The organism is Stenotrophomonas sp. Marseille-Q5258 (genome assembly GCF_946900935.1).
GTDB lineage: Bacteria > Pseudomonadota > Gammaproteobacteria > Xanthomonadales > Xanthomonadaceae > Stenotrophomonas > Stenotrophomonas nematodicola.
This window is the reverse complement of the sequence record NZ_CAMPPN010000022.1, coordinates 40,740-64,675: the sequence shown is the minus strand read 5'-3', so window position 1 is coordinate 64,675 and position 23,936 is coordinate 40,740. Positions and strand designations below refer to the sequence as shown.

The window sequence follows — 23,936 nt, the reverse complement described above, 5'->3', positions numbered from 1 at the left end:
ATCCTCCGCGGACGGGCGGCGGCAGAACGGGATCAATGTTCATGCGACGCCCCCGCCTTGCCGATGTCGGCCTTGACCACGTAGCTCTGCTCCACCACGACGTCCTCGCCGGGCGTCAGGCCCGACAGGACTTCGACCTGCGTGGCGTCGCGCGCGCCGAGCGTGACCGGGCGGGCGGTGTAAGTGTCGGCGGTGCGCACGAACACCACGTCCTTGCCGTCCATGCTCTGCAGCGCCGACAGCGGCACTACCTGCGCGGCCGGCGTGGTCGCCACCACGATGCGCGCCTTGACCGCCGCACCAGGCCGCCACAGACCGTCGTCGTTGCGCAGCGTGGCGCGCGCCACGGTACTTTGGCTGGCGGTGGCGGTGCCGGGCAGCACGCGTTCGAGCGTGGTGGCCTGGCTCACGCCATCGGTCATGCGCGACACCGTGACCGGCACGCCGGCGGTGATGTGCTGGGTGTCGTTGCCGAAGATGTGCAGGTCCACCCACAGCGTGGACAGATCGCCGATCTCGAACAGCGGCGTGCCCTCCCCGGCCACGCCGCCCACCTGCGCCTGGCGTGCCAGCACCACACCGGCGATCGGCGCGCTGACGGTGTAAGTGGTCAGGCTGAGGTTGCTTTCAATGCTGGCCAGCACCTGCCCGGCCGCCACGCGGTCGCCGACGTTGGCGCGCAGCGAACGGATCGGGCCGGGGAAACGCGCCGTCACCTGCGCCACGCGCCCATCGACGGGGGTCAGCAGGCCCTGCACATCATGTTCGTCGGCGATGGTGCCGGCGGCCACGGGCGCCACACGGATGCCGGCCTGCCCGGCCATCGCCGCCGTGATCGTGGTGCTCTCCGGTGCGTCATGGTCGTCCTCGCCCTCCTCGTGGCCAGGCTCGCCGTGGCCCGGGGCTGCGTCGGCCGGGATGTCCTTGCCACAGCCGGTCAGGGCCAGCAGGGCCAGCAGCAGGCTGGCGGCCAGGGCGGTGCGGGATGCGGAAAGGGTCATGGGCGGTCCTCCGTGGACACCGTGGAATGTGCCGGGGCATCGGCGGTAGCGACCATGCTCTGGCCGGTGAGTCGCTGGATTTCGATCAGCGCGGTCTGTGCGGCGATCGCGGCAGCGAGCTGGCGCTGCCGCGCCTCGATGCGAAGGGCCTGCAGTTGCGCCCACTCCATGTAGCTGATGGCACCGGCACGCCACGCCTTTTCGGCCGCGTTCTCGGCGCGCGTGAGGCGCGGCAGCACGTCGCTGGCCATGCGCGTGACTTCCAGCCGCGCGGTCAGGTAACGGCCGTGCGCCTCGGCCAGGGTGGCGTAGAGCTGGAGTTCGCGCGCCTCGCGCTCGATGCTGCTCAAGGCAAGTTCGGCCTCGGCCGCACGGATGTCCGGTTCGGCGCGGCGCACGCTGCCCAGCGGCAGGCTGACGCCGGCCACCAGCGAGGTATCGCGCGTGTCGCGGCTGTTGCGCATGCCGACCTGCCAGCTCATGTCCGGCCGCGCCTGGGTCCGGGCCAGGGTCAGCTGCGCCTCGCGCAGGCGACGCTCGCCGGCCAGCACGGCCAGTTCGGGGGTGCGCTGCAGTTCCTCGGCCAGTGCGGCGAAGGCCTGCAGGGCTGGCAACCGCATCGGATCGCCGGTGACGACCTCGAAGCCGGGGTCGCGCGCGCGCCACAGCGCGGACAACGCCGCGCGCGCGGACTGGTCGATCTGCCTGGCACGGTCGCGGTCCAGTTCGGCCTGGGCCAGCATCGACTGCGCGGTGAGCAGCACCGATTCCGGCGACGCGCCGGCCTGCAGCCGCAGGCGGGCCGCGGCAACCGCGCGGCGGCGCTGTTCGATGTCGGTGGTGGCGATGGCCAGTTGCTGGCGCGCCTCGGTGACCGCCAGGTAGCGGCGGGCCACCTCGGCCATCAGGTCCAGCCGCGCGGTTTCGCGTTGCGGTGCGAGTGCGTCGATGTTGGCCTGGGCCACCGCACGACGGGCGTCCAGTTTGCCGCCGCGTTCGAGCACACCGGCCAGCGTAACGGTCAGTTCGGCGGCCTGCAGGCCGCTGGCGTCGCCGCTGCCGAACGCGTTCTCCAGATCCACGCCGAGCGTCAGCGGGGGACGCAGTGCCGCCGCATCACGGCGCGCTTCCCAGAGCGGGCGCTGCGCATCGACCAGGCGCAGATCGGGATGGTAGCGGGCGACGCGGGCGATCGCGTCGTCCAGGGTCAATGCGGTGGGGGGTGACGCTACAGCCGGCGCCGTGCCCTGTGCGGACACGCACGGCACGAACGCAAAGGCAGCCAAGGCTGCCAGACGCATCCACATGGGGATTCTCCAGAAAGCGGTTCAGATGTCGGACGGCGGCACGGAGCCGCGTGGCATCAGGCCGCTATCGGAGGACGCAGCAGGCTCTCGGGCGGCTGGGTACGCAGCTGCGCGGTCAGGCTGGACGGCAGTGCGTGAGGCGGCGCGGACGGCAGCGTCCACGGCAGCGACGCCATCGGCAGCACGCCGCCGTGGCCGTGACAATGGCCACAATGGACCAGGGTGTGCAGCAGATCGCTGCCGTCGTGATCGGGGCCTTCGGCGTCGGCATCATCGGCCAGGTGCGCGGCATCGGCATGCAGGCTGATGTGGATGTCGGCCAGCGCTGACGCCGTGGCGCTGCCGAACACGCCCAGTCCCACCGCAACCAGCATCAGCAGGCGCAGCAGCAGGGACGGACGCGGGCGGGCACGGCGGAACATGGCCGCAGGGTAGCGGTCCGCTTGCCCGTTACACAATCGCAGTGCGCTGCGAAGGTTCACGTTGACGGGGCCTGCTGCGTGCCCGCAGGCCCCGTCTGTCTCAGGTCGCGGCCTTGCGCTGGGCGATGTAGGCCTGGATCTGCCGTTCCAGCACCGGCAGCGGCACCGAGCCCTGCTTGAGCACGGCGTCGTGGAAGGACTTCACGTCGAAGCGATCGCCCAGTTCCTGCTCGGCCTGCGCCCGCAGGCGCACGATCGCGATCTCGCCCAGCTTGTAGCTCAGCGCCTGGCCCGGCCAGGAGATGTAGCGATCCACCTCGGTGGTCACCTCGTGCTCGCTCAGCGCGGTGTGGTCGCGCAGGTAGGCAATGGCCTGCTCACGGCTCCAGCCCTTGTGGTGCACGCCGGTGTCGATCACCAGGCGCGCGGCACGCCACATTTCGTAGGTCAGGCGCCCGAAATCCTCGTACGGGGTTTCGTAGATGCCCATCTCCACGCCCAGCTTCTCGCAGTACAGGCCCCAGCCTTCGCCGTAGGCGGAGATGTAGGCCGTGCGGCGGAACTCGGGCTGCTCGCCCTGTTCGGCGGCGAGCGCGCCCTGCAGTGCATGGCCCGGATCGGATTCGTGCAGGGTCAGCGCCGGCAGGTTGTACAACGGGCGCGCCGGCAGGTTGTAGGTGTTGAGCCAGTAGGTGCCCATGCCGCCGCGGCCGGCGGTCCAGAACGGGGCAATGTCCGGCGGCACCGGCACGATGGTGAAGCGCGCGCGCGGCAGGGTCATGTACTTGCCGATCACGCCATCCACGCGCTTGGAGATCCAGGCGGCGCGGTGCAGCAGTTCGTCCGGGGTCTTGGCGTAGAACTGCGGGTCGGTGCGCAGGAAGGTGAGGAACTCGGCGAAGCTGCCCTTGAACTGCACCTGCTGGATGATGCCGTTCATCTCGCTCTGGATGCGTGCCACTTCCTTCAGGCCGATTTCGTGGATCTGCTGCGGGGTGAGGTCCAGCGTGGTGTATTCGTGGATCTGCTGCTTGTAGTAGGCCTTGCCGTCGGGCATGGCTTCGGCGGCCAGGGTGGTGCGCGCCTGCGGCACGTACTCGGTGACGAAGAACGTGCGCAGCTTGGCGAACGCCGGCACCACAGCGCCGCCAATGGCCTGCCGCGCCTGTTCCTGCAGTTGCGCCTGCTCGGCGGCCGGGATGCTGGCCGGCAGCTTCTTGAACGGGGCGTACAGCGGCGACTGGGTGGGGTCCTTCAGCTCGGACACGGTGGCGATGGACACTTCGCGGCCGTCGAGCACCGCACGCGGCACGCTGAAGCCGCGCTTGAGGCCGGCGCGCATGTTGTCGGTCTGCTGGTCGAAGTAGCGCGGCACGTCGTTGAGCCGCGCGATGTAGTTGCGGAAGTCCTGCGCGGTCTTCATTTCGCGGCGCGCCATGAACGACAGGTTGGACCAGAACGAGGAGTCGGCGTTGAACGGCATTTCATAGCCGCGCAGGCGCACGTCGGCCGCCAGGTTGAAGACCTGGTCGCGGTAGATGGCGTAATTGATCTGGTTGTCGGGCGAGAGCGTCGCGGGGTCGATCCGGTCGAGCTGGGCCAGCACCGCGTCCCACACCTTCAGCCGCGCCTGCTGGGCAGCGGCGCCGACGTCGGGCATGCGGGTGGCATTGGCCGGACCGTCACCGTCTTCGCTGGCCTCGCCGCCGCCGTCCTGGCGCCACGTCCATTCCTTTTCGTAGATGGCACGGAACTGCGCATCGGCGGCATGCTCGGTGGCCAGGCTGGCAGGTGCGGCGGCCGGGGCGGCCGGCGGGGCGGCAAAGGCGGCGGGGGCAGGAAGCGCCAGGGCAAGCAGCAGGGCGGTGACGAGCGGCGATTTCACGATCAGCGGTTCCCGATGGACGGCAAACCCCGATCATGGCACTCCCGCAGGGGCCGGTGCATGGATCAAAGGTCCTGCCGCACCGCCGCAGGAACGGGGATCGGCCGCGGGTCGCGGCCAACCAACGGCCGGCTCCCCCGTCAGGTCAATGCTGCGCCTTGTCCCGCTTCCAGCCGCGGTGCTGGATGTCCAGCTTGAGGCTGTACAGGGCGGTGAAGGCCGGGAACAGGTTCTGCAGCACGCCAACCGAATCCTGCTTGGCCGAGAACAGGAAATAGCTCAGCGTCATCAGGCTGCCGACCACGCTCATGTACCAGAACAGGCGTGGAATCACCGGCTTGCCCGCACGCCGGGAGGCGATGAACTGCACCAGCCAGCGGCCGCCGAACATCAGCGCGCCCGTATAGCCGATCAGCTTCCAGCCGGTCACGTGCAGGCCGGTCCAGTACAGCCAGGTCAACGGCTGGTCGAGCCCGTGCAGTTCCATCAGCGCTCTTCCACGGCGGTGCGCTTGCTGCGCGTGATCAGCCAGGCCACGCCACGCAGATCGCGGATGCCGACCAAGGCACGGCCCAGGTTGTTGTACTTGGAGACACCGGCGGTGCGGTGGCGATGGTTGACCGGCACGCTGACCGTCTTCCAGCCGGCGCGCTGCATCAGCGCTGGCAGATAGCGGTGCATGTGGTCGAAATACGGCAGGTCCAGGAAGGCCTCACGCTCGAACAGCTTGATGCCACAGCCGGTATCGGGGGTGTTGTCGCGCAGCATGCGCGCACGGATCGCGTTGGCCCACTTGCTGGCCCAGCGCTTGCTGCCGCTGTCCTGGCGGTTGACCCGCCAGCCGGCGAACAGCTTCACCTGCGGCGCGGCCGTGTCACGGGCGGCCAGCAGCCCGGGGATGTCGGCCGGGTCGTTCTGGCCGTCGCCGTCCAGCGTGGCGATCCACGGCGCACGGGCGTGCTTGACGCCGGTGCGGACCGCCGTGCTCTGGCCGCTCTGGCTGACGTGGTGCAGTACCCGCAGTTCCGGGTTGTCGGCCTTCAGGCCCTGCAGCACCGCCAGGGTGTCGTCGCGGGAGTGATCGTCGACGTAGACGATCTCGAAGTCGATCCGGCCGCGCAGCGCGGCGGTGATCTCGTCGATCAGGGGGGTGACGTTGTCGCGTTCATTGAAGACCGGGACGACGACCGACAGCTGGGGTTGGCTCATGGTCGGGCTCTGCGAAGGGCCAGGATCGAAAAAGAGCGCGCATTGTCCGCACGCAAGGTTATCTGAAGATGAATTGGGGCGCGTGTGTCAGGCGTGATCGCCGAAATAGTCGCGGCACCAGGCCACCACCGGCGGCAGGCCGCGCTCGATGGGCGTGGCCGGTTCATAGCCGAAGGCGTCATGTGCGCGCGTGGTATCGGCCATCGTGCGCACCATATCGCCAGGCTGCAGGGGCTTGTAGACCTTGTGCGCCGGACGCCCGGCCGCCGCCTCGATGACACCGATGAAGTGCTCCAGCTCGACCGGTGTGTGATTGCCCAGGTTGAAGACACGGTGCGGAACCTCCTCCCCGGACGGATGCGCCAGCGCGCCGAGGATACCGGCCACGATGTCGGAGACATGTGTGAAGTCGCGCTGCATTTTTCCGTCGTTGAACACGTCGATCGGGCGGCCCGCCAGCACCGCGCGCGAGAACAGCAGCGGCGCCATGTCAGGGCGGCCCCACGGGCCGTACACGGTGAAGAAGCGCAGACCGGTGGCACGCAGACCGTACAGATGGGCGTAAGTGTGTGCCATCAGCTCATTGGCCGCCTTGGTGGCGGCATACAGCGAACGCGGCTGGTCGATGCGCTGGTCCTCGGAGAACGGCGGCGTTGCCGAATCGCCGTACACCGAGCTGCTGGAGGCATACACCAGGTGCGCCACGCCGCGGTGGCGGCACAGTTCGAGCATGTTGACGAAGCCGACCAGGTTGCTGTCAACGTAGGCGTGCGGATTCTCCAGCGAATAGCGCACCCCCGCCTGGGCGGCGAGGTGGATCACCCGGGTCGGCTTCACCTCGTCGAACAACGCGGCCAGGCCGTCGCGGTCCGTGAGGTCCAGGACGCGGATATCCGCATCCGGGCACAGTGCGGCCACGCGATCGCGCTTGATCTGCGGGTCGTAGTAGTCGTTGTAGTTGTCCAGGCCGACCACCGCGTGGCCCGCATCGAGCAGGGCACGGACGGTGTTGGCGCCGATGAAGCCGGCAGCGCCGGTGACAAGAAGGGTCATGGAGAGGCGTCCCGGAAAGTTCACTGCGCCTATTGTGCTACGCCGCGCTCACCGCAGGGTCAACGGCGCTTCCTTTGCCAGCGTGGCCTTGCGTTCCTTGCTGAAGTCCCACCAGGGTCGCGGTGCCTCGCCCTGCATGAAGCGCACGATGGACAGAAAGACATCGATCACGCAGGGGTCGTGCACGACCCCGGTGCGCAGGCACAACTGCGCGTACATGTCATAGGCGTCGCGGCTGCGGACATGCGCGGGCACGCGGATGCCGATCAGACGCAGATCCTTCTCGCAGGCCGGCCCGACGTTCGGCAGGTCGGTCAGACGCAACAGATGATTGCGGTCGACCTTGGTGGGATTCATTGCAGGGGGGACATCCTCTGGCGCAGGTCGGGACTCAGCCCTTCTGTGCGCGGAGTCGTTCGAGCACGCCATCCAGCGTGTCCAGGTCGGTGTAATGGATGATCAGCTTGCCCTTGCCGCCACGGCCGTGGTTGATCGCCACGCGGGCGCCCAGCGATTCGGACAGTTCGGTTTCCAGCGATGCGATGTCGGCCTGCGGCGCACTGGCGGCCGGCTTCCTGCGCAGCGCACCGGGCACCTTGCCCGCCGCGAACTGCTGCGCGCGGTGTTCCACTTCGCGCACCGACCAGCCTTCATCGGCGGCTTCCTGGGCCAGCTTGCTGGCCAGTTCCGGCGCCAGCGTCAGCAGCGCGCGGGCGTGGCCCATTTCCAGCCGGCGGGTTTCCAGCAGCAGGCGGATGGCGATCGGCAGTTCAAGCAGGCGCAGCAGGTTGGACACCGCCGCCCGCGACCGGCCCACGGCCTGCGCGGCCTCGGCGTGGGTCAGGGCGAACTCGGTGATCAGCCGCTGCAGTGCTTCGGCTTCTTCGAGCGGATTGAGGTCTTCGCGCTGGATGTTCTCGATCAGCGCCATCGCGATGACGGTGCGGTCTTCCAGCTCACGCACCACCACGGGCACTTCGTCCAGGCCGGCCAACTGCGAGGCGCGCCAGCGACGTTCGCCGGCCACGATCTCGAAGCTGTCCGCACCGAGCTGGCGCACCAGGATCGGCTGGATCACGCCCTGCGAGCGGATCGAGTCGGCCAGTTCGCCCAGCTTGGTCTCGTCCATGTCGCGGCGCGGCTGGTACTTGCCGGGCTGCAGCTGCCCCACCGGCAGCTTGCGCAGGATCTCACCGGGCTGCGGCTCGATCACTGCGGCCGCCTGCACCTGCGTCACCGCCCCCTTCGGGCCCAGCAGGGCGTCGAGGCCACGGCCGAGGCCGCGTTTCTTGCCGAGGGCGGGCTTGGTGCTCATCAGGCGGTCTCCAGGGCCTTGTCGGCCTTATTGCGTTGTTGGTGGCGGCGGATGATCTCGCCGGCCAGGCCGAGGTAGGCGACGCCACCGCGCGAGGCACGGTCGTACCCGACGATGCTCTGGCCGTGGCTGGGCGCTTCGGCCAGGCGTACGTTGCGCGGCACGATGGTGCGGAACACACGATCACCGAAATGCTCGGTCAACTCGGCCGACACCGCATTGGCCAGGTTGTTGCGCACGTCGAACATGGTGCGCAGCACGCCCTCGATCTCCAGTGCCGGGTTGAGGTTGGCACGCAGCGCTTCAATGGTTTCCACCAGCGCGCTCAGGCCTTCCAGCGCGTAGTACTCGCACTGCATCGGCACGATCACCGAATCGGCGGCAGCCAACGCGTTCAGGGTCAGCAGCGACAGCGCCGGCGGGCAGTCGATCAGGATGTAGTCGTATTCGTCCCGGACCGGGGCCAGCGCGCGCTTGAGGCGCTGCTCGCGCTCGCCCTGGTCCATCAGCTGGATCTCGGCGGCGGTCAGGTCGATGTTGCCCGGCAGCAGGTCGAAGCCTTCCGGCGTGGTGACCCGGACGTCGGCAGCGGTGGCTTCGCCGAGCAGCAGATCGCAGGTGGACGCGGCGACTTCACGCTTGTCCACGCCGCTGCCCATGGTCGCATTGCCCTGGGAATCGAGGTCGACCAGGAGCACGCGCTTGGGTGCAGCAGCCAGGGAGGCGGCCAGATTGACGGCGGTCGTGGTCTTGCCGACGCCACCTTTCTGGTTGGCGATGGCGATGATGCGGGCCATGCGGGTGAGCCTCATCGGCAGGGAGTGGGACTGGTCATTATGCGTATATGGGGCGTGTCATGCACTGTGAGATGCGCCGCGCCGGGCGCCCGAACGTCCCGGTGCGCGTGTTCGACGCACCCCGGGAGGGGCGGAGCGGCAACGGGGGCGGGCGCTGGCGCCGATGGAGCGGCGGGCGGCAGGCCACCCGGCCACGGTCACGCGTGCGGGCTCAGGGGCCGGCCACGACCACCAGATGCCGCTCGCCGGTCAGGCCCGGCACGTGCAGCGGCAGCACCTGTTCGACCGTCCAGCCGGCCGGCAACTGGGCGATCTCGTCATGCGGGTACACGCCCTTCATGGCCAGCAGCCGGCCGCCGGGGCGCAGCAGATGGCCGCCGACATCGATGATGCCGGCCAGAGTGTCCATCGCGCGGGCGGTCAGCGCTTCATAGGCACCGGGTTCGGCCAGGGCTTCGGCGCGCGACTCGGCGACGCGGGCATTGCCCAGGCCAAGCTGGCGCACCGCTTCGCGCATGAAGCGGGCTTTCTTGCCGTTGCTTTCGACCAGGGTCACCTGCAGCTGCGGGCGCGCGATGGCCAGCGGGATGCCGGGCAGCCCGGGACCGGTGCCCAGGTCGGCCAGGGTGCCGCGCTCCAGGTGTGGCTGCATCGCCAGCGAGTCGAGCAGGTGGCGGGTGACCATCTCCAGCGGGTCGCGGATGGCGGTCAGGTTGTAGGTGCGGTTCCAGCGGTCGAGCAGGGCCAGGTAGGTCAGCAGGGGCGGCGCCAGGGCGGCATCCAGCTCCATTGCGGCCAGGCCGCGCGCGAGCGCATCGGCCACGCCGGCCGGAAGGGTATGTTCGGTCATGGAGGGATTATCGCAGGTCGGCGGCATGGGCGACCGCATCAACCAGCGTCCCCGCGGGCCTCACAGCGCGTGAAACGCCAGCGCCGCGCGGAAATCGGCGGCGGCCTGCCATTCGTGAAGGTGCCAGCGCGCGGGGTCACCGAGCTCGGGATCGCACCAGGCCAGATGCAGGGCGCCGTTGGCGTCCGGGGCCAGCTGCAGGCGGTGCAGGCCAAATGAGATGCCCTGCCCCTGCGCCTTGAGGATGGCTTCCTTGACGCACCACACGCGGAAGAACCACGGCGCGCGGGCGTCTTCCTCCAGGCCCAGCAGCCACGCCACCTCGGCCGGATGGAAGAAGCGCTCGATGATCTCGCGCATGCGCGGGCGCGGGCGCAGGGGCTCCAGGTCCACGCCCAGGCGCACCCCTTCGCCCAGCGCGACCAGCAGCAGTCCGTGGCTGTGGCTCCAGCCGGTGCCCAGGTGGGCCAGCGGCCCATGCAGTTCCGGGCGGCCGCGCGAGTCGCGGTGCAGCGGCAGGCGGTCCGGGTCACCGCCCAGCTGCTGGGCCAGCAGCACCCGCGCCTGCGGCTCGCCACGGGTGCCGGGCACGTGCGGCAGCCGCCACACAGTGACCGGACCGAACCGCCACGGACCGTCCAGTGTGACCGGCAGGCTCATGGCTGTGCCAGGTGAGCAGGGCTGCACGACAACTTCACGGGCGTTGCCGTCAACTGGGCCGGTCGCACACGCAAACCGGGAGTCAACGCTATGGGCATCATCATCTGGCTGATCGTCGGCGGCATCGTGGGGTGGCTGGCCAGCATCATCATGAAGCGGGACGCGCAGCAGGGCATCATCCTCAACATCGTGGTTGGCATCGTCGGTGCACTGCTGGCCGGTTGGTTGTTCGGCGGTGGCATCAACGAAGCCATCACCCTCCGTACGTTCCTGTTCTCGCTGATCGGTGCGGTGATCCTGCTTGCGATCGTCAATCTGTTTACCCGAAAAAGCGTCCGTTAGCAGGTACCCACGTCGGGTGGGTATGCACGTCCCAACAAGGCCCGGCACCGCCGGGCCTTGTTGCATGGCCGGGATCAGCCCAGCTGCACCCAGGCCGGCGCATGGTCGCTGGGGCGGTCCCAGGTCCGCGGTTCGCGATCGATGCCCGACGCCAGCGCGCGCGCCTTGAGCGCGTCGGTGACCAGGGTCAGGTCGATACGCAGGCCCAGGTTGCGGCGGAAGCCGGCGGCGCGGTAATCCCACCAGCTGAACACGCCTTCCTCTTCGTTGTGCAGGCGGAAGGCGTCATGCAGGCCAAGCTGCAGCAGCTTGTTCAGCGCGCCACGCTCGGCGGTGGAGGTGAGAATGTGGTTCTCGTTCCACACCAGCGGATCGTGCACGTCGCGGGCGTCCGGGGCGATGTTGAAGTCGCCCATCACCACCAGCTCGGGGTAGCGCTGCAGTTCGTCGGCCACCCAGGCGTGTACCGCCTCGAGCCAGCGCAGCTTGTAGGCGTACTTGTCGGTGCCTACGTCCTGGCCGTTGACCACGTACAGGTTGATGATGCGCACGCCGTTGACGGTGCCGGCGATCGCGCGCTTCTGCTCGTCCTCGAAGCCGGGAATGCCGATCTGCACGTCCTGCGCCGGTTCGCGCGAGAGCAGCGCGACACCGTTGTAGGTCTTCTGCCCGGCAAACACGCTGCGGTAGCCCAGCCCGGCCAGCACCGCGTCGGGGAACTTGTGGTCCTCCATCTTGGTTTCCTGGATGCCGACCACGTCCGGTGAGAACGTGGTGAGCCATTGTTCCAGGTGCGGCAGGCGCACATTGAGTGAGTTGACGTTCCAAGAGGCGATTTTCATGGCGCCATTCTACCCGGGTACTGCCGGCTGCCGGCCGCCGGCCGGCATCAGCGCACCAGCGCCCTGAGCATGCCGGCGATCTTCGCGTACGGCGGCTTGAGCAGATCGCTGGCCGCCCAGCGCGACTGCCACAGGACCGGCAGCTGCTTGCTCATCGCATCGAAACCGGCGCGGGCGTGGTACGCCCCCATGCCGCTGGGCCCGACACCGCCAAACGGCAGGCCGTTGATGGCGAAGTGCAGGAGCGTGTCGTTGACGGTGACGCCGCCGGCCACGATCTGGTCGAGCACCCGCTCGACCGTGTCGCGCTGCTGGCTGAAGACGTACAGCGCCAGCGGCCGGTCGCGCGCCTGCACCCCGGCCAGCGCCGCGTCCAGATCCGGATAGGCGCACACCGGCAGGATCGGGCCGAAGATCTCCTCCTGCATCAGGTCCAGGTCGGCCGGCGGATCGAGCACGATGGTCGGCACGATCAGGCGCTCGCGCTCGGCCCGTGCCGGATCGACACTGGCCAGTTCGATCACCGGCACGCCGCGGGCGCGGGCCTGTTCCAGATACCCACGCAGGCGCTGGTACTGGCCGGCATGGATGATCCGGGTGTAATCGGAGGGATCGCTGAAATCGCCGTAACGCGCGCGCACCTGGGTCTGCAGCTGCTGCACCAGCTCACGCTGGCGGCCACCGTCGATGAGGATGTAATCCGGCGCTATGCAGGTCTGGCCGGCATTGAACCACTTGCCGGTGGCCAGCCGCGCGGCGGCCTTGTCCAGCGGGTAATCGCTGCACACGATCGCCGGCGACTTGCCCCCCAGTTCCAGGGTCAGCGGGGTCAGATGCTGCGCGGCGGCAGCCATGACCTTGCGACCGACGGCGGTGGAACCGGTGAAGACCAGATGGTCCAGCGGCGAGCCAGCCAGCGCAGACGCCAGTTCCGCGTCGCCCTGTACCACCGCCACACGGTGGGCCGGAAACACCTGGGCCAGCAGGTCCTGCAGGAACGCGCTGGTGCGCGGCGTGTGCTCGGAGGGTTTGAGGATGACGTGGTTACCCGCCGCGATGGCGGTGGCCAATGGAATCAGCGCCAGGTTCACCGGGTAGTTCCACGGCGAGATCACCCCGACCACGCCCAGCGGCACCGGACGGGTCTGCGCGCGCGCCGGCCAGAAGCGCCAGCCCACGCCGACCCGGCGCGGGCGCATCCAGCCGCGCAGGTGCCGCAGCAGGTGGTCGATCTCGTTGAGCACGGTCATGCCATCGGCGATCAGCGACTCATGGGTGGAGCGGTGGCCGAAGTCGGCCGAGATCGCCTCGGCCATCTGCGGCAGCCGGGCCTTCAGGGCTGCACGCAGGCGCTGCAGGTCGTCCCGGCGCTGGTCCAGCGACGGACGATTGGCCTGCCAGGCGCTGCGCAGGACGTTCAGGAGCGCCGGAAGCGCGGCGGGATCGGTATGGGTATCGCTCATGCCGCGACTATAGCGGCAGCCTGCGTGATGGCGGAGCGCTGTGCGCAGTTGCCGGCCAGCGGCCGGTCCTGCCGGGAAACGGACAGGGCCGCGATTCGCATCGCGGCCCTGTCCTCACGCCGTGGGGCTCACCGTTACTTGGTGATGTCCACGCCGCGGGTTTCCTTCAGGAACAACCCGCCCACCACGACCGTCATCAGCGCGATGATGATCGGATACCACAGGCCGTAGTACAGGTTGCCGGTACCGGCCACCAGCGCGAACGAAATTGCCGGCAGGAAACCACCGAACCAGCCGTTGCCGATGTGATACGGCAGCGACATCGAGGTGTAGCGGATGCGGGTCGGGAACAGCTCGACCAGGTAGGCGGCGATCGGGCCGTACACCATCGTCACGTACAGCACCAGAATCCACAGCATCAGGATGGTGCCGGGGATGTTGATGCGGGCGTTGTCGGCCTTGGCCGGGTAACCGGCCGAGGTCAGCGCGGTCTTCAGTTCCGCACCGAACGCATCGGCCTTGGCCTTGCCGTCTTCCTTGGTCAGGCCGGCGGCCTCGTAGGAGGCGACGCTGGCGTTGCCCACGTTGATCACGGCCAGCGAACCGGCTGCGGCAGGTTGCACTTCATACGGCACGCCGGCCTTGGTCAGTGCGGCCGTGGCGATGTCGCAGGAGCTGGTGAACTTGCGCACCGCCACCGGATCGAACTGGAACGAGCAGGTGTTCGGATCGGCCACGACCAGCGCCGGCGAGGTTGCACGGGCTTCTTCCACGGCCGGGTTGGCGAAGTGGGTCAGGCCCTTGAACACCGGGATGTAGGTGACAGCCGCCAGCAGGCAGCCGGCCAGGATGATCTTCTTGCGGCCGATGCGATCGGACAGCCAGCCGAAGAAGATGAAGAACGGCGTGCCCAGTGCCAGCGCCGCGGCGATCAGCAGGTAGGAGGTGGTGGCTTCAACCTTGAGCATGCTGCTCAGGAAGAACAGCGCATAGAACTGGCCGCCATACCAGACCACGGCCTGGCCGGCCGCGGCGCCGAGCAGCACCAGCAGCATCAGCTTCAGGTTGCCGCCCTTGAGGCTGTCGCGGAACGGGGTCTTGGAGCCCTTGCCTTCGGCCTTCATCTGCTGGAACAGCGGCGATTCGCTGAGCTGCAGACGGATCCACACCGAGATGCCCAGCAGCACGATCGACACCAGGAACGGAATGCGCCAGCCCCAGGCTTCGAACGCTTCGTTGCCCAGGAAGTAGCGGCAGGCCAGGATGATCAGCAGCGACATGAACAGGCCCAGCGTCGCGGTGCACTGGATGAAGCTGGTGTACAGGCCGCGCTTGTCCACCGGTGCATGCTCGGCCACATAAGTTGCCGCACCGCCGTACTCACCGCCCATCGCCAGGCCCTGGGCCAGGCGCAGGATGATCAGGATCACCGGAGCGGCAAAGCCGATCGAGGCGTAGTTGGGCAGCACGCCGACCAGGAAGGTCGAGATGCCCATGATCAGGATCGTGACCAGGAAGGTGTACTTGCGGCCGATGCGGTCGCCGAGGCTGCCGAAAAACGCCGCGCCGAACGGACGCACGAAGAAGCCGGCCGCGAAGGCCAGCAGCGCGAAGATCATGCCGGTGGTTTCGTTGACGCCGCTGAAGAACTGCTTGGCGATGATCGCCGCCAGCGAGCCGTACAGGAAGAAGTCATACCACTCGAAAACGGTGCCAAGGCTGGACGCGAAGATGACCTTCTTGTGGCCTTGGGTAAGTTCAGCTTTTGCAGGTACAGGTGTAGTGGACATTGGACGATTCCCCTCGGTAGTGCCGACTGTTCGTCGGCAATCGTTCTAGTTCTTCCGGCAGGTGCCGACCATCGGTCGGCACTCTCATTCAGAAGCTGTACTTCGTGGTGAACTGCAGGCGGTTGATGTCGCCCTTGCGGCCATCCTCGATCTCGCGGACGCCGTACATGTACTCGGCGCCGATATCGACCTTCGGCATCGGCGTGTAGAACACGTTGCCGCGGATGCTCTGCACGCTCTTGGTCACCAGGGGACCGAGCGAGCCGCTGTTGTCGTAGTCGCTGCGCGCATAGATCAGGTTGGTACGCAGCTTGGGGCTGAAGGCGTGGCGCCAGCCGACGTAGCCGGCCAGCACGCCGGTCGGGTCGAGCTCGTCACGGGCGATGTCGTAGGCGGTATCGGCCGTCACGCCCAGACCCACGTAGCGGGCGATGCCTTCGCCGCCACTGAGCTGGTAATGCAGGGTGTCGCTGTCGCCCATCACCCACTTGCCGCCCAGGGTCAGGCCGCCTCCGATCTTGTCGGCGTCGGCACGGGTGGCCTGGTTGTCGACCTTGAGCTGACGCACGATGCCGCCCACGCCAAAGGTGCCCCAGTCGCCTTTCCAGCCGTAGCGCAGGGTCAGGTCCGGCAGCGCGCCGCGGTCGGCGTTGCTGGCCGCGTTGGTCCACGCACCGGTGACCGGGTTGCGGGTACCGGTCAGCACGGTGGTTTCAGGGTTTTCCAGCGCGACGCTGAAGCCGCCACGGGTGTAGCGGATCTGTGCCTGGCGCACGAACAGCACACCATCGGTCGGGCCGACGAAGTCGACGGCTTCCGGCAGCGAGGCGGCGTCCATGAAGTTGGACCAGGTCTGGCCGGCCATCCAGTTGTTCCAGTACATGTACGCGTGACGCAGGGTCACACCGTAGGTATTGGTCGCGGTCTGGTTGCCCAGCGAGTTGCCGAAGAAGTCCATCTCGAAGAACGCACCGGACTTGTTGCCCTTGTCCGACACGTTGTCGATGCCCAGGTTGAAACGCGAGAACTTGGCGTGGGCGTTGAAGTCCACGTCGGACCGCTGGCCGCTGCCGCCGGCACCGGCCACCGGGGTCTGGCCCGGCAGATACAGCGCGCGGCCCGTGGCATCGTCGGCGAGCTGGCCGTCGCCGGTCTGGGTGGCCAGGAAATCGGCCTTGATGAAGCCGCCGATCTTGACGGTGGTGCCCGGCGCGGCGCCCGGGGTGATGGTGGTGACCTGGATCGGCTGCTTGCCTGCCGGCACGGTGGCCGTGGCCGGCTGCTGGGCCTGAAGGGTGCGGACCGCAGTGACATCGGTCTGCGCCTGGCTGATCTGGGTCTGCTGCTGCTGCGAGGTGGACAGCAGCAGCTGCACCTGGCGTTCGAGCTCGGCAACGCGGGCTTCCAGCTGCTTCTCTTTGGCGGTTTCGGCAAACGCCATGCCAGGCGCCACCAATGCGACCAGCAGGCAGGTCGCCAACGGCGTGCGCATGGTCTTCAACATACGGGTACTCATGTTGCCCTCTCTCCCGGGTGGCAAAGTGATCGCCGCGTGTGGGGTCACGGTCGAGCCGAGCGTGCGTCAGCCTGACGCACCCCGGTATTAGCCATTGGTAGTAGCCGCGACGTCGGCGCGGGCACGTGGAGGCCGCAGGAGGGCAGCAAGGTGCCGCAGGCAACCGGGTGGGTACCGGCTGTCTGTCGGTACGCCGACCGCCGCTGGTACGACCAAGGTCTAACCGTCCCGATAACGCGAAGGCGGATGGATGCGGCAAACTGAGGGGGATGAATCGCGGGTTATGCTGCGATCGCACAACCCAAGTCCTAGTGCAAGTGAGGGTGTCATGGCCGATATTTACCCCGTCAAGGCGGAGTTCGCCGCCAAGGCGCGCATTGACAAGAACACCTACCAGCAGCTCTACCGCGCGTCGGTGGAGAATCCCGACGCGTTCTGGGGCAAGGCCGCAGAACGCCTGGACTGGTATACCAAGCCGTCGACGATCCGGAACGTGAGCTATCAGCTCGACGATTTCCGCATCAAGTGGTTCGAGGACGGCGAACTCAACGCCAGCGTCAACTGCCTGGACCGGCAACTGGCCACGCGCGGCGACAAGGTCGCGCTGCTGTTCGAGCCGGACAGCCCCGATGCGCCCGCCCAGGGCGTGACCTACCGCGAGCTGTACGAGCGCACCTGCCGCCTCGGCAATGCCCTGCGCAACCTGGGCGTCAGGAAGGGCGACCGGGTCACCATCTACCTGCCGATGATCGTCGATGCCGCCGTGGCCATGCTGGCCTGCGCACGCATCGGCGCGATCCACTCGGTGGTGTTCGGTGGCTTTGCACCCAACTCGATCGCCGACCGCGTGATCGACTGCGGCAGCAAGCTGATCATCACCGCCGATGAAGGCCTGCGCGGTGGCAGGAAGATTCCGCTGAAGGCCAACGTCGACGCCGCCTTGAAGCTGCCCGGCACCACCACCGTGGAAACGGTGCTGGTGGTCCGCCACACCGGCGGCGCGGTGGACATGCAGGCGCCGCGAGACCGCTGGTTCCACGATGTGGTGGATCCGCAGCCGGCCACCTGCGAACCGGAGCGGATGAACGCCGAAGACCCGCTGTTCATCCTCTACACCTCCGGTTCCACCGGCAAGCCGAAGGGCGTGCTGCACACCACCGGCGGTTACCTGCTGTACGCGGCCTACACCCACGAAGCGGTGTTCGACCTGCGCGAGGACGACATCTACTGGTGCACCGCCGACGTCGGCTGGGTCACCGGCCACAGCTACATCGTGTACGGACCGCTGGCCAACGGCGCGACCTCGCTGATGTTCGAAGGCGTGCCGAACTACCCCACCACCTCGCGCTTCTGGGAAGTGATCGACAAGCACCAGGTCACCCTCTTCTACACCGCACCGACCGCGATCCGCGCGTTGATGCGCGAAGGCGAGGCACCGGTCAAGCGCACCTCGCGCGCCTCGCTGCGCCTGCTCGGCAGCGTCGGCGAGCCGATCAATCCGGAAGCCTGGCGCTGGTACTACGAGGTGGTCGGCGACAGCCGCTGCCCGATCGTGGACACCTGGTGGCAGACCGAAACCGGCGGCATCCTGATTTCGCCGCTGGCCGGCGCGATCGATCTCAAGCCCGGTTCAGCCACCCTGCCCTTCTTCGGCGTGCAGCCGGCCCTGGTCAACGCAGAAGGCGAGATCCAGGAAGGTGCCGCCGAAGGCAACCTGATCATCCGTGATTCCTGGCCGGGGCAGATGCGCAGCGTCTATGGCGACCACCAGCGCTTCATCGACACCTACTTCCGCACCTACCCGGGCAGCTACTTCACCGGCGACGGCTGCCGCCGCGACGAAGATGGCTACTACTGGATCACCGGCCGCGTGGACGATGTGATCAATGTATCCGGCCACCGCATCGGCACCGCCGAAGTGGAGAGCGCGCTGGTCTCGCACCCGAAGGTGGCCGAAGCGGCCGTGGTGGGCTTCCCGCACGATATCAAGGGCCAGGGCATCTATGCCTATGTGACCCTGATCGCCGACGAGACGCCCAGCGATGAACTGCACAAGGAGCTGGTCGCCTGGGTGCGCAAGGAGATCGGGCCGATCGCCGCGCCTGATCACCTGCAATGGGCACCAGGTCTGCCGAAGACACGCTCGGGCAAGATCATGCGCCGCATCCTGCGCAAGATCGCCGAGAACGCGCCCGACCAGCTCGGTGACACCTCGACCCTGGCCGATCCGTCGGTGGTGGCGTCGCTGGTGGAAGAACGCAAAGTGAAATAAGGGCCGCAGGCAGACCGTGGCAGCCCCCGGTTCCGGGGGCTGCCAGCCCGCTACACGCATTCCGTTCCCTCGCGTTACTCCTCCGCCACATGGCCCCCACCATGACCACCCTCCTGATTGCCGATGACCACCCGTTGTTCCGCGAAGCCCTTCGCGGGGCCGTGCAACGCGTGATTCCCGGCGTGCAGCTGTACGAAGCGGACAGCGTGGAAGCGCTGTACCTGCTCGCCGACCAGCACACCGATGCCGACCTGGTCCTGATGGACCTCAACATGCCGGGTGCACAGGGCTTCAACGCGCTCGTGCACATGCGCGCCCTGCACCCGCAGCTCCCGGTGGTGGTGGTGTCCGCACGCGAGGAACCCACGGTGATGCGTCGCGCGCTCGACCACGGCGCGTTCGGGTTCATTCCCAAGTCCGCCGACTCGGACACCATCGGCCACGCCCTGGGCACCATTCTCGATGGTGAGACCTGGGCGCCGCCGGAGGCGCACAACGTGCCGCCCACCGAGCGCGAGGAACGCGAGATCGGCCAGCGCCTGCGCGAACTCACCCCGCAGCAGTTCCGTGTGCTGCAGATGCTCGGCGTGGGCCGGCTCAACAAGCAGATCGCCTACGACCTCAACGTATCCGAAGCAACGATCAAGGCGCATGTCACCGCGATCCTGCGCAAGCTGGGCGTGACCAACCGCACGCAGGCGGTGTTGATGGCCGGCAAGCTGGCCATCGACGAAGAGCCGATCGTATTGCCGCCGGAAGAGGATTGAATCGCGGGGAGCAGGAGCAGCTGACCGACAGTCGGCGCACCCCGCTCTGCCCCTGACGCCTCGCGTTATAGCCAGAGCTATAAAACCCAGCGCTGCCTGCGCAATTGGCCGTGGATGCGCCACGCGCCGATGCCGGTGCTAAGCTTCGCGTCCCCTTGGGGAGTAGCCTGTTTCCTGCGATAGGAAACGCCCGTATCAACATACTCGGCCAGTGCGCCGTGGTGCGGGCAGCCATCTTGGTTGGCGAGACCAGCGGTCCGCGTGCGCAACGACAGGTTGGGCGCGAACGCGGTCCGTTGCTCGCAATCGCCCGACCTGCCGTGTACGTCCCCATGTCACCCCTTTCGATCCTGCTGATCGGCTTTGCCATGTCCACCGATGCCTTCGCCGCGGCGATCGGCAAGGGCGCCGCCATGCGCAAGCCGCGCCTCCCCGATGCCCTGCGCGCCGGCCTCATCTTCGGTGTCATCGAAGCGATCACCCCGGTGATCGGCTGGCTGCTCGGCCGCGCGGCGCTCCAGTACGTGGAGGCGTTCGACCACTGGATCGCGTTCGGCCTGCTCGGTGCGCTGGGCGTGCACATGATCATCAACGGCATCCGCCCGGACAGCGACGACGGACAGGACGATCCGGACAGGCACCACGGCTTCTGGCGGCTGGCCCTGACCGGTCTGGCCACGAGCATCGATGCGATGGCGGTCGGCATCGGCCTGGCCTTCCTGGACGTGAACATCGGCGTGATGGCGCTGGTGATCGGCCTGTGCACCTTCAGCATGGTCACCGCCGGCATCATGCTCGGCCGCGTGCTGGGCAACATGGTCGGCAAGCGCGCGGAGATCATCGGCGGCCTGATCCTGATCATCATCGGCGCCACCATCCTGTACGAACACCTCAGCGGCGCGATGGCCTGACCCGGCGCCGCTCACCCGCGGCTACATGTCGCCGCGGGTGTCGTGGAACGCCGCCAGGAAGGCACGCAGCGACGCCGGCTTGATCGGCTTGGTCAGCAACCGGTAACCCCGTTCGCGGGCCATGCGCTTGAGCTCGTCGCGTCCGTCGGCGGTCAGCAACGCGCCGGGAATCGCCCGGCCGGCCTTGTCGCGCATCGCCACCAGAGTGTCCAGTCCATCCAGGCGGTCGTGCAGGTGGTAATCCACCAGCATCACGTCCGGGCGCTCGGCCACCTTCTCCAGCGCCTGATCCACGGTGCTGGCGGTGATCACCTCGACCTGCCAGCGCCCCAGCAGCGCGCGCATGCCGTCCAGGATCTCCTGGTCGTTGTCCACGCACAGCACGCGCATGCCCGCCAGCGAGTCGGTCCGGGTAGACGGGCTGGCAACCGGCAGGGCCACCGCCGAGGTGGGCAGGTCCGGCGCATCCACCCGCGGCAACAGGATGGAGAACATGCTGCCGCTGCCGACCCGGCTGCGCGCGTTGAGGCGGTGGTCGAGCAGGCGGGAGATGCGCTGGCAGATCGACAGGCCCAGCCCCAACCCCTGCTCGCCCCAGTCGAACGGCTGCTGGTAGCGGTGGAACTCGTCGAAAATCTGCTGCATGTGATGCTCGGGAATGCCCGGACCGGTATCCCACACCTGCAGCTCCACTTCCTGCCCGCGCTGACGCACCGCCAGCACGATCCGCCCCTGCCGGGTATAGCGCAGCGCATTGGCCAGGAAGTTCTGCAGCACCCGGCGCAGCAGCCGGCGGTCGCTGCGCACCCAGGCCGGGCGCGCGAACAGATCCAGACGCAGGCCGCGGCCGGCGGCCACCGGCGAGTACTGGGCGGCCAGCTCGCGCATCAACAGGCTGACATCGAAATCACCGATCAGCGGGTGCAGGCCACCGGCATCCAGCCGCGATACGTCCAGCAGGCCATCCAGCAGCTCTTCGGCCGCGCGCAGCGAGGCATCGACGCGTTCGGCCAGATGGCGCTGCTCCTCGTTGTTCTGGTGGCTGTCGCGCAGCGCCGAGGCGAACAGCCGCGCGGCATTGAGCGGCTGCAGCACGTCATGGCTGATCGCGGCCAGGAAGCGGGTCTTGGACTGCTGCGCCACCTCGGCCTCATGCGAGCGCTCGGCCACGCGCTGTTCCAGCGTTTCATTGGCTTCCAGCAGGGCTTTTTCGGCGTGCTTGTAATCGGTGATGTCGTTGTAGCTGGTGACATAGCCGCCGCCGGGCAGCGCCTGGCCGCGCATTTCGATCACCTTGCCATCGCTGCGGGTCCGCTCGAACACATGCGGTGAGCCGGCGCGCATGTAGCCGATGCGGCGGTTGATCTGCACGTCGATGTCGCCCTCGCCCAGCTCGCCGCGCTCGGCGTTGTAGCGGATCAGGTCGGCAACCGGGCGGCCCACGTACAGCATGCCGTCGGGGTAGCCGAACATCTGCTGGTAGCGCCGGTTCCACGCGGTCAGCCGCATGTCCGGATCGACCACGCTGACCCCGGCACTGATGTTCTCCAGGGTCGTGGAGAGGATCTCGCGGTTGAAGCGCAGCTCCTGCCCGGCTTCATCGAGCACCGCCACCACTTCGCCCAGGTCCATACCCGAACCCCGCAGCAGGCTGGTCAGCAGCAGGCGTGCCGAGGCCGCACCGATCGAGGCAGCCAGCAACCGCTCGGTGAACTGCACCCACGCGCGGTCGGCTGGCGCGGAGGCCTGCAGCTCGCGGCCCATTGACTGTGCCTGCTCAAAGAACGAGCGACGCGCATGGCGGTCGCCGACCACCCGCGAGGCCAGCGCCAGCAGATCGCCGACGTGCACGTTGCCGGGCCACGCACCGGCCACCGAGGGCCGCTGCGCATACGGGTCCAGGAACGGCGCGGCACGCAGGCGCTCGTCCACACCGGGGCGCCAGCGCACTGATACCAGCACCATCGCCGCCACGTTGACCAGCAACGACCAGAACGTGCCGTGCGTGAGCGGGTCCCAGCCACTCATGCCAAACAGATGCTGCGGCTGCAGCCAGCCGATCCCGAACGGGCCCTGCACCAGCCACGCCGCCTCCATCCAGCCGGCGTGGGTCAGCGCCGGCAGCAGCAGCGTGTACGCCCAGGTGCCGAAGCCCAGCAGCATGCCGATCTCCACGCCCTTGCGGCTGGCACCGCGCCAGTACAGCCCGCCGATCAGCCCCGGAGCGAACTGCGCCACTGCGGCGAATGCCATCAGCCCGTACGAGGCAAGGGTGCTGTCATTGCTGCTGCCGCGGTAATAGCTGTAGGCCGCCAGCGCCAGCAGCAGAATCGCGGTACGCCGGATCCACAGCACCCGCGAAGCCACATCGGCCGCTTCCTGGTGATCGCCGCTGCGGCGCAGCAGCACCGGCATCACCAGATCGTTGCTGACCATCGTGGCCAGTGCGATCGACGCCACGATGACCATGCCGGTGGCGGCGGAGAAGCCGCCCACGTAGGCCACCAGCGCCAGGAACTTGCGCCCTTCGGCCAGCGGCAGGGCCAGTACCATGCTGTCATCGGCCACGCTGCCGCCGGTGCCGAACAGGGTCACCCCGGCGGTGGCGATCGGGATCACCATCGCCGAGATCACCACCAGGTAGGCGCCGAACATCCAGCGCGCGCGGCGGATGTCGCGCACGTCACCGCACTCGACCACCGCCACGTGGAACTGTCGCGGCAGGCAGATGATCGCCAGGAAGCTCAGCAGCGTCTGCGAGATGAAGCCGACCGGCGGCAGGCCGCTGAACAGGGTATGCGCAGACTCGATCACCGCGTCGGTACGGTCGTTGAGCCACAGGTAGGCGAACAGACCCAGCGCGACCATCGCGATCAGCTTGATCATCGACTCCAGCGCGATCGCCAGCATCATCCCGTGGTGGTGCTCGGTGGCGTCCACCTGGCGGGTGCCGAACAGCGTGGCGAACAGCGCCATCAGCAGCGCCACGTACAACGCCGGATCAGTGAAGAAACCGGTGGGGCCGACGTTGCCGGTGAGCACCTGCAGGCTCATCGCGACCGCTTTGTACTGAAGCGCGAGGTACGGCACGATGCCGATCAGTGCGATCACCGCCACCAGTGCGGCCAGGCGCCGCGAGCGGCCGAACCGTGACGAGATGAAGTCGGCGATGGAGACCACGTTCTGGCTGCGCGCGATCAGCGCCAGGCGCTCGATGATGCGCCAGCCGAATACCCACAGCAGCAGCGGGCCCAGGTAGATCGGCAGGTAGCCGATGCCATTGCGTACCGCCGTGCCCACCGCGCCGTAGAAGGTCCACGACGAGCAGTACACCGCCAGTGCCAGGCTGTAGACCACCGGCCGCAGCCAGGGACGGTCCGGATACATCGGGCGACGGTCGCCCCACCATGCCACGCCGAACAGCAGCGCGGCGTAGGCCACCGAGACCAGCAGCAGGATCCAGCTGGAGACCACAGGATTGTTTCCGCGGGAGCAGCCCGCAGTGTAGCGGCTGCACGGCCCCGGACGCGCCCC

20 protein-coding genes and 1 pseudogene are annotated in these 23,936 nt (G+C 68.0%); 4 read left to right on the top strand and 17 right to left on the bottom strand.

From position 1 onward, the window contains the following. Positions 1 to 32 precede the first annotated feature (32 nt). The 12 genes and pseudogenes from OC534_RS15000 to OC534_RS14945 form a co-directional block, all read right to left on the bottom strand. Positions 33 to 842, bottom strand: a pseudogene (locus OC534_RS15000) (efflux RND transporter periplasmic adaptor subunit); the annotation flags it as partial. A 155-nt stretch (positions 843 to 997) separates the two neighbouring features. Continuing rightward, positions 998 to 2,308: a TolC family protein gene (locus OC534_RS14995; RefSeq protein ID WP_262072083.1), complete on the bottom strand. Its 1,311-nt coding sequence runs from the start codon at positions 2,306 to 2,308 to the stop codon at positions 998 to 1,000. Positions 2,309 to 2,364: 56 nt separating this feature from the next. Next, positions 2,365 to 2,730 (bottom strand): DUF2946 family protein, encoded by a 366-nt coding sequence (locus OC534_RS14990; protein WP_136006449.1) that lies wholly within the window; start codon positions 2,728 to 2,730, stop codon positions 2,365 to 2,367. 100 nt (positions 2,731 to 2,830) lie between these two features. Continuing rightward, positions 2,831 to 4,615, bottom strand: a complete 1,785-nt coding sequence (locus OC534_RS14985) for a DUF885 family protein (RefSeq protein WP_262072082.1) — start codon at positions 4,613 to 4,615, stop codon at positions 2,831 to 2,833. A gap of 145 nt (positions 4,616 to 4,760) precedes the next feature. Continuing rightward, entirely contained in the window at positions 4,761 to 5,102 is a 342-nt protein-coding gene (locus tag OC534_RS14980; protein ID WP_017357131.1) for a lipid-A-disaccharide synthase N-terminal domain-containing protein, read from the bottom strand. Next, entirely contained in the window at positions 5,102 to 5,824 is a 723-nt protein-coding gene (locus OC534_RS14975) for a glycosyltransferase family 2 protein (RefSeq protein WP_017357132.1), read from the bottom strand. Before OC534_RS14975 ends, OC534_RS14980 begins: the two co-directional genes overlap by 1 nt. An 87-nt stretch (positions 5,825 to 5,911) precedes the next feature. Next, the gene (locus tag OC534_RS14970) at positions 5,912 to 6,877 is read right to left on the bottom strand and encodes an NAD-dependent epimerase/dehydratase family protein (protein ID WP_017357133.1); all 966 of its coding nucleotides are present in this window, start codon (positions 6,875 to 6,877) and stop codon (positions 5,912 to 5,914) included. Positions 6,878 to 6,925: 48 nt separating this feature from the next. Then, the gene (locus OC534_RS14965) at positions 6,926 to 7,234 is read right to left on the bottom strand and encodes a helix-hairpin-helix domain-containing protein (protein ID WP_262072081.1); all 309 of its coding nucleotides are present in this window, start codon (positions 7,232 to 7,234) and stop codon (positions 6,926 to 6,928) included. A 34-nt stretch (positions 7,235 to 7,268) separates the two neighbouring features. Beyond that, complete coding sequence (locus OC534_RS14960) at positions 7,269 to 8,192, bottom strand: ParB/RepB/Spo0J family partition protein (protein ID WP_017357135.1); 924 nt, start codon at positions 8,190 to 8,192, stop codon at positions 7,269 to 7,271. Further along, positions 8,192 to 8,989, bottom strand: a complete 798-nt coding sequence (locus tag OC534_RS14955; RefSeq protein ID WP_017357136.1) for a ParA family protein — start codon at positions 8,987 to 8,989, stop codon at positions 8,192 to 8,194. Before OC534_RS14955 ends, OC534_RS14960 begins: the two co-directional genes overlap by 1 nt. Positions 8,990 to 9,200: 211 nt before the next feature. After that, a complete protein-coding gene (gene rsmG, locus OC534_RS14950) occupies positions 9,201 to 9,839 on the bottom strand; it encodes a 16S rRNA (guanine(527)-N(7))-methyltransferase RsmG (protein WP_262072080.1) in 639 nt (212 codons plus the stop codon). Positions 9,840 to 9,899: 60 nt separating this feature from the next. Continuing rightward, positions 9,900 to 10,499: a 4'-phosphopantetheinyl transferase superfamily protein gene (locus OC534_RS14945; protein WP_136006459.1), complete on the bottom strand. Its 600-nt coding sequence runs from the start codon at positions 10,497 to 10,499 to the stop codon at positions 9,900 to 9,902. A 90-nt stretch (positions 10,500 to 10,589) separates the two neighbouring features. Here OC534_RS14945 and OC534_RS14940 point away from each other — a divergent pair, with 90 nt between their 5' ends. After that, positions 10,590 to 10,841: a GlsB/YeaQ/YmgE family stress response membrane protein gene (locus OC534_RS14940; RefSeq protein WP_136006461.1), complete on the top strand. Its 252-nt coding sequence runs from the start codon at positions 10,590 to 10,592 to the stop codon at positions 10,839 to 10,841. 74 nt (positions 10,842 to 10,915) lie between these two features. Here the strand turns inward: OC534_RS14940 and xth are convergent, their stop codons facing one another. The 4 genes from xth to OC534_RS14920 all read right to left on the bottom strand — a co-directional run bounded on the left by xth (position 10,916) and on the right by OC534_RS14920 (position 16,452). Beyond that, positions 10,916 to 11,683, bottom strand: a complete 768-nt coding sequence (gene xth / locus OC534_RS14935; protein WP_136006462.1) for an exodeoxyribonuclease III — start codon at positions 11,681 to 11,683, stop codon at positions 10,916 to 10,918. Between the two features lie 47 nt (positions 11,684 to 11,730). Then, entirely contained in the window at positions 11,731 to 13,146 is a 1,416-nt protein-coding gene (locus OC534_RS14930) for a coniferyl aldehyde dehydrogenase (protein WP_262072079.1), read from the bottom strand. Positions 13,147 to 13,280: 134 nt separating this feature from the next. Continuing rightward, positions 13,281 to 14,936 (bottom strand): MFS transporter, encoded by a 1,656-nt coding sequence (locus OC534_RS14925; protein ID WP_262072078.1) that lies wholly within the window; start codon positions 14,934 to 14,936, stop codon positions 13,281 to 13,283. 88 nt (positions 14,937 to 15,024) lie between these two features. Beyond that, positions 15,025 to 16,452 carry a DcaP family trimeric outer membrane transporter gene (locus tag OC534_RS14920; protein WP_017356018.1) on the bottom strand — a complete coding sequence of 476 codons (1,428 nt, stop codon included), beginning with the start codon at positions 16,450 to 16,452 and terminating at the stop codon, positions 15,025 to 15,027. A 328-nt stretch (positions 16,453 to 16,780) separates the two neighbouring features. On the opposite strand from OC534_RS14920, the gene acs reads away from it, so the two are divergent. From acs to mntP, 3 genes are all read left to right on the top strand, one after another. Further along, positions 16,781 to 18,724 (top strand): acetate--CoA ligase, encoded by a 1,944-nt coding sequence (gene acs / locus OC534_RS14915; protein ID WP_017356019.1) that lies wholly within the window; start codon positions 16,781 to 16,783, stop codon positions 18,722 to 18,724. Positions 18,725 to 18,825: 101 nt separating this feature from the next. Further along, complete coding sequence (locus tag OC534_RS14910) at positions 18,826 to 19,491, top strand: response regulator transcription factor (RefSeq protein WP_153165127.1); 666 nt, start codon at positions 18,826 to 18,828, stop codon at positions 19,489 to 19,491. Between the two features lie 332 nt (positions 19,492 to 19,823). Continuing rightward, positions 19,824 to 20,402, top strand: a complete 579-nt coding sequence (mntP, locus tag OC534_RS14905) for a manganese efflux pump MntP (RefSeq protein ID WP_017356021.1) — start codon at positions 19,824 to 19,826, stop codon at positions 20,400 to 20,402. A gap of 21 nt (positions 20,403 to 20,423) precedes the next feature. Here the strand turns inward: mntP and OC534_RS14900 are convergent, their stop codons facing one another. Next, complete coding sequence (locus OC534_RS14900) at positions 20,424 to 23,876, bottom strand: PAS domain-containing hybrid sensor histidine kinase/response regulator (RefSeq protein WP_136006467.1); 3,453 nt, start codon at positions 23,874 to 23,876, stop codon at positions 20,424 to 20,426. Positions 23,877 to 23,936 lie beyond the last annotated feature (60 nt).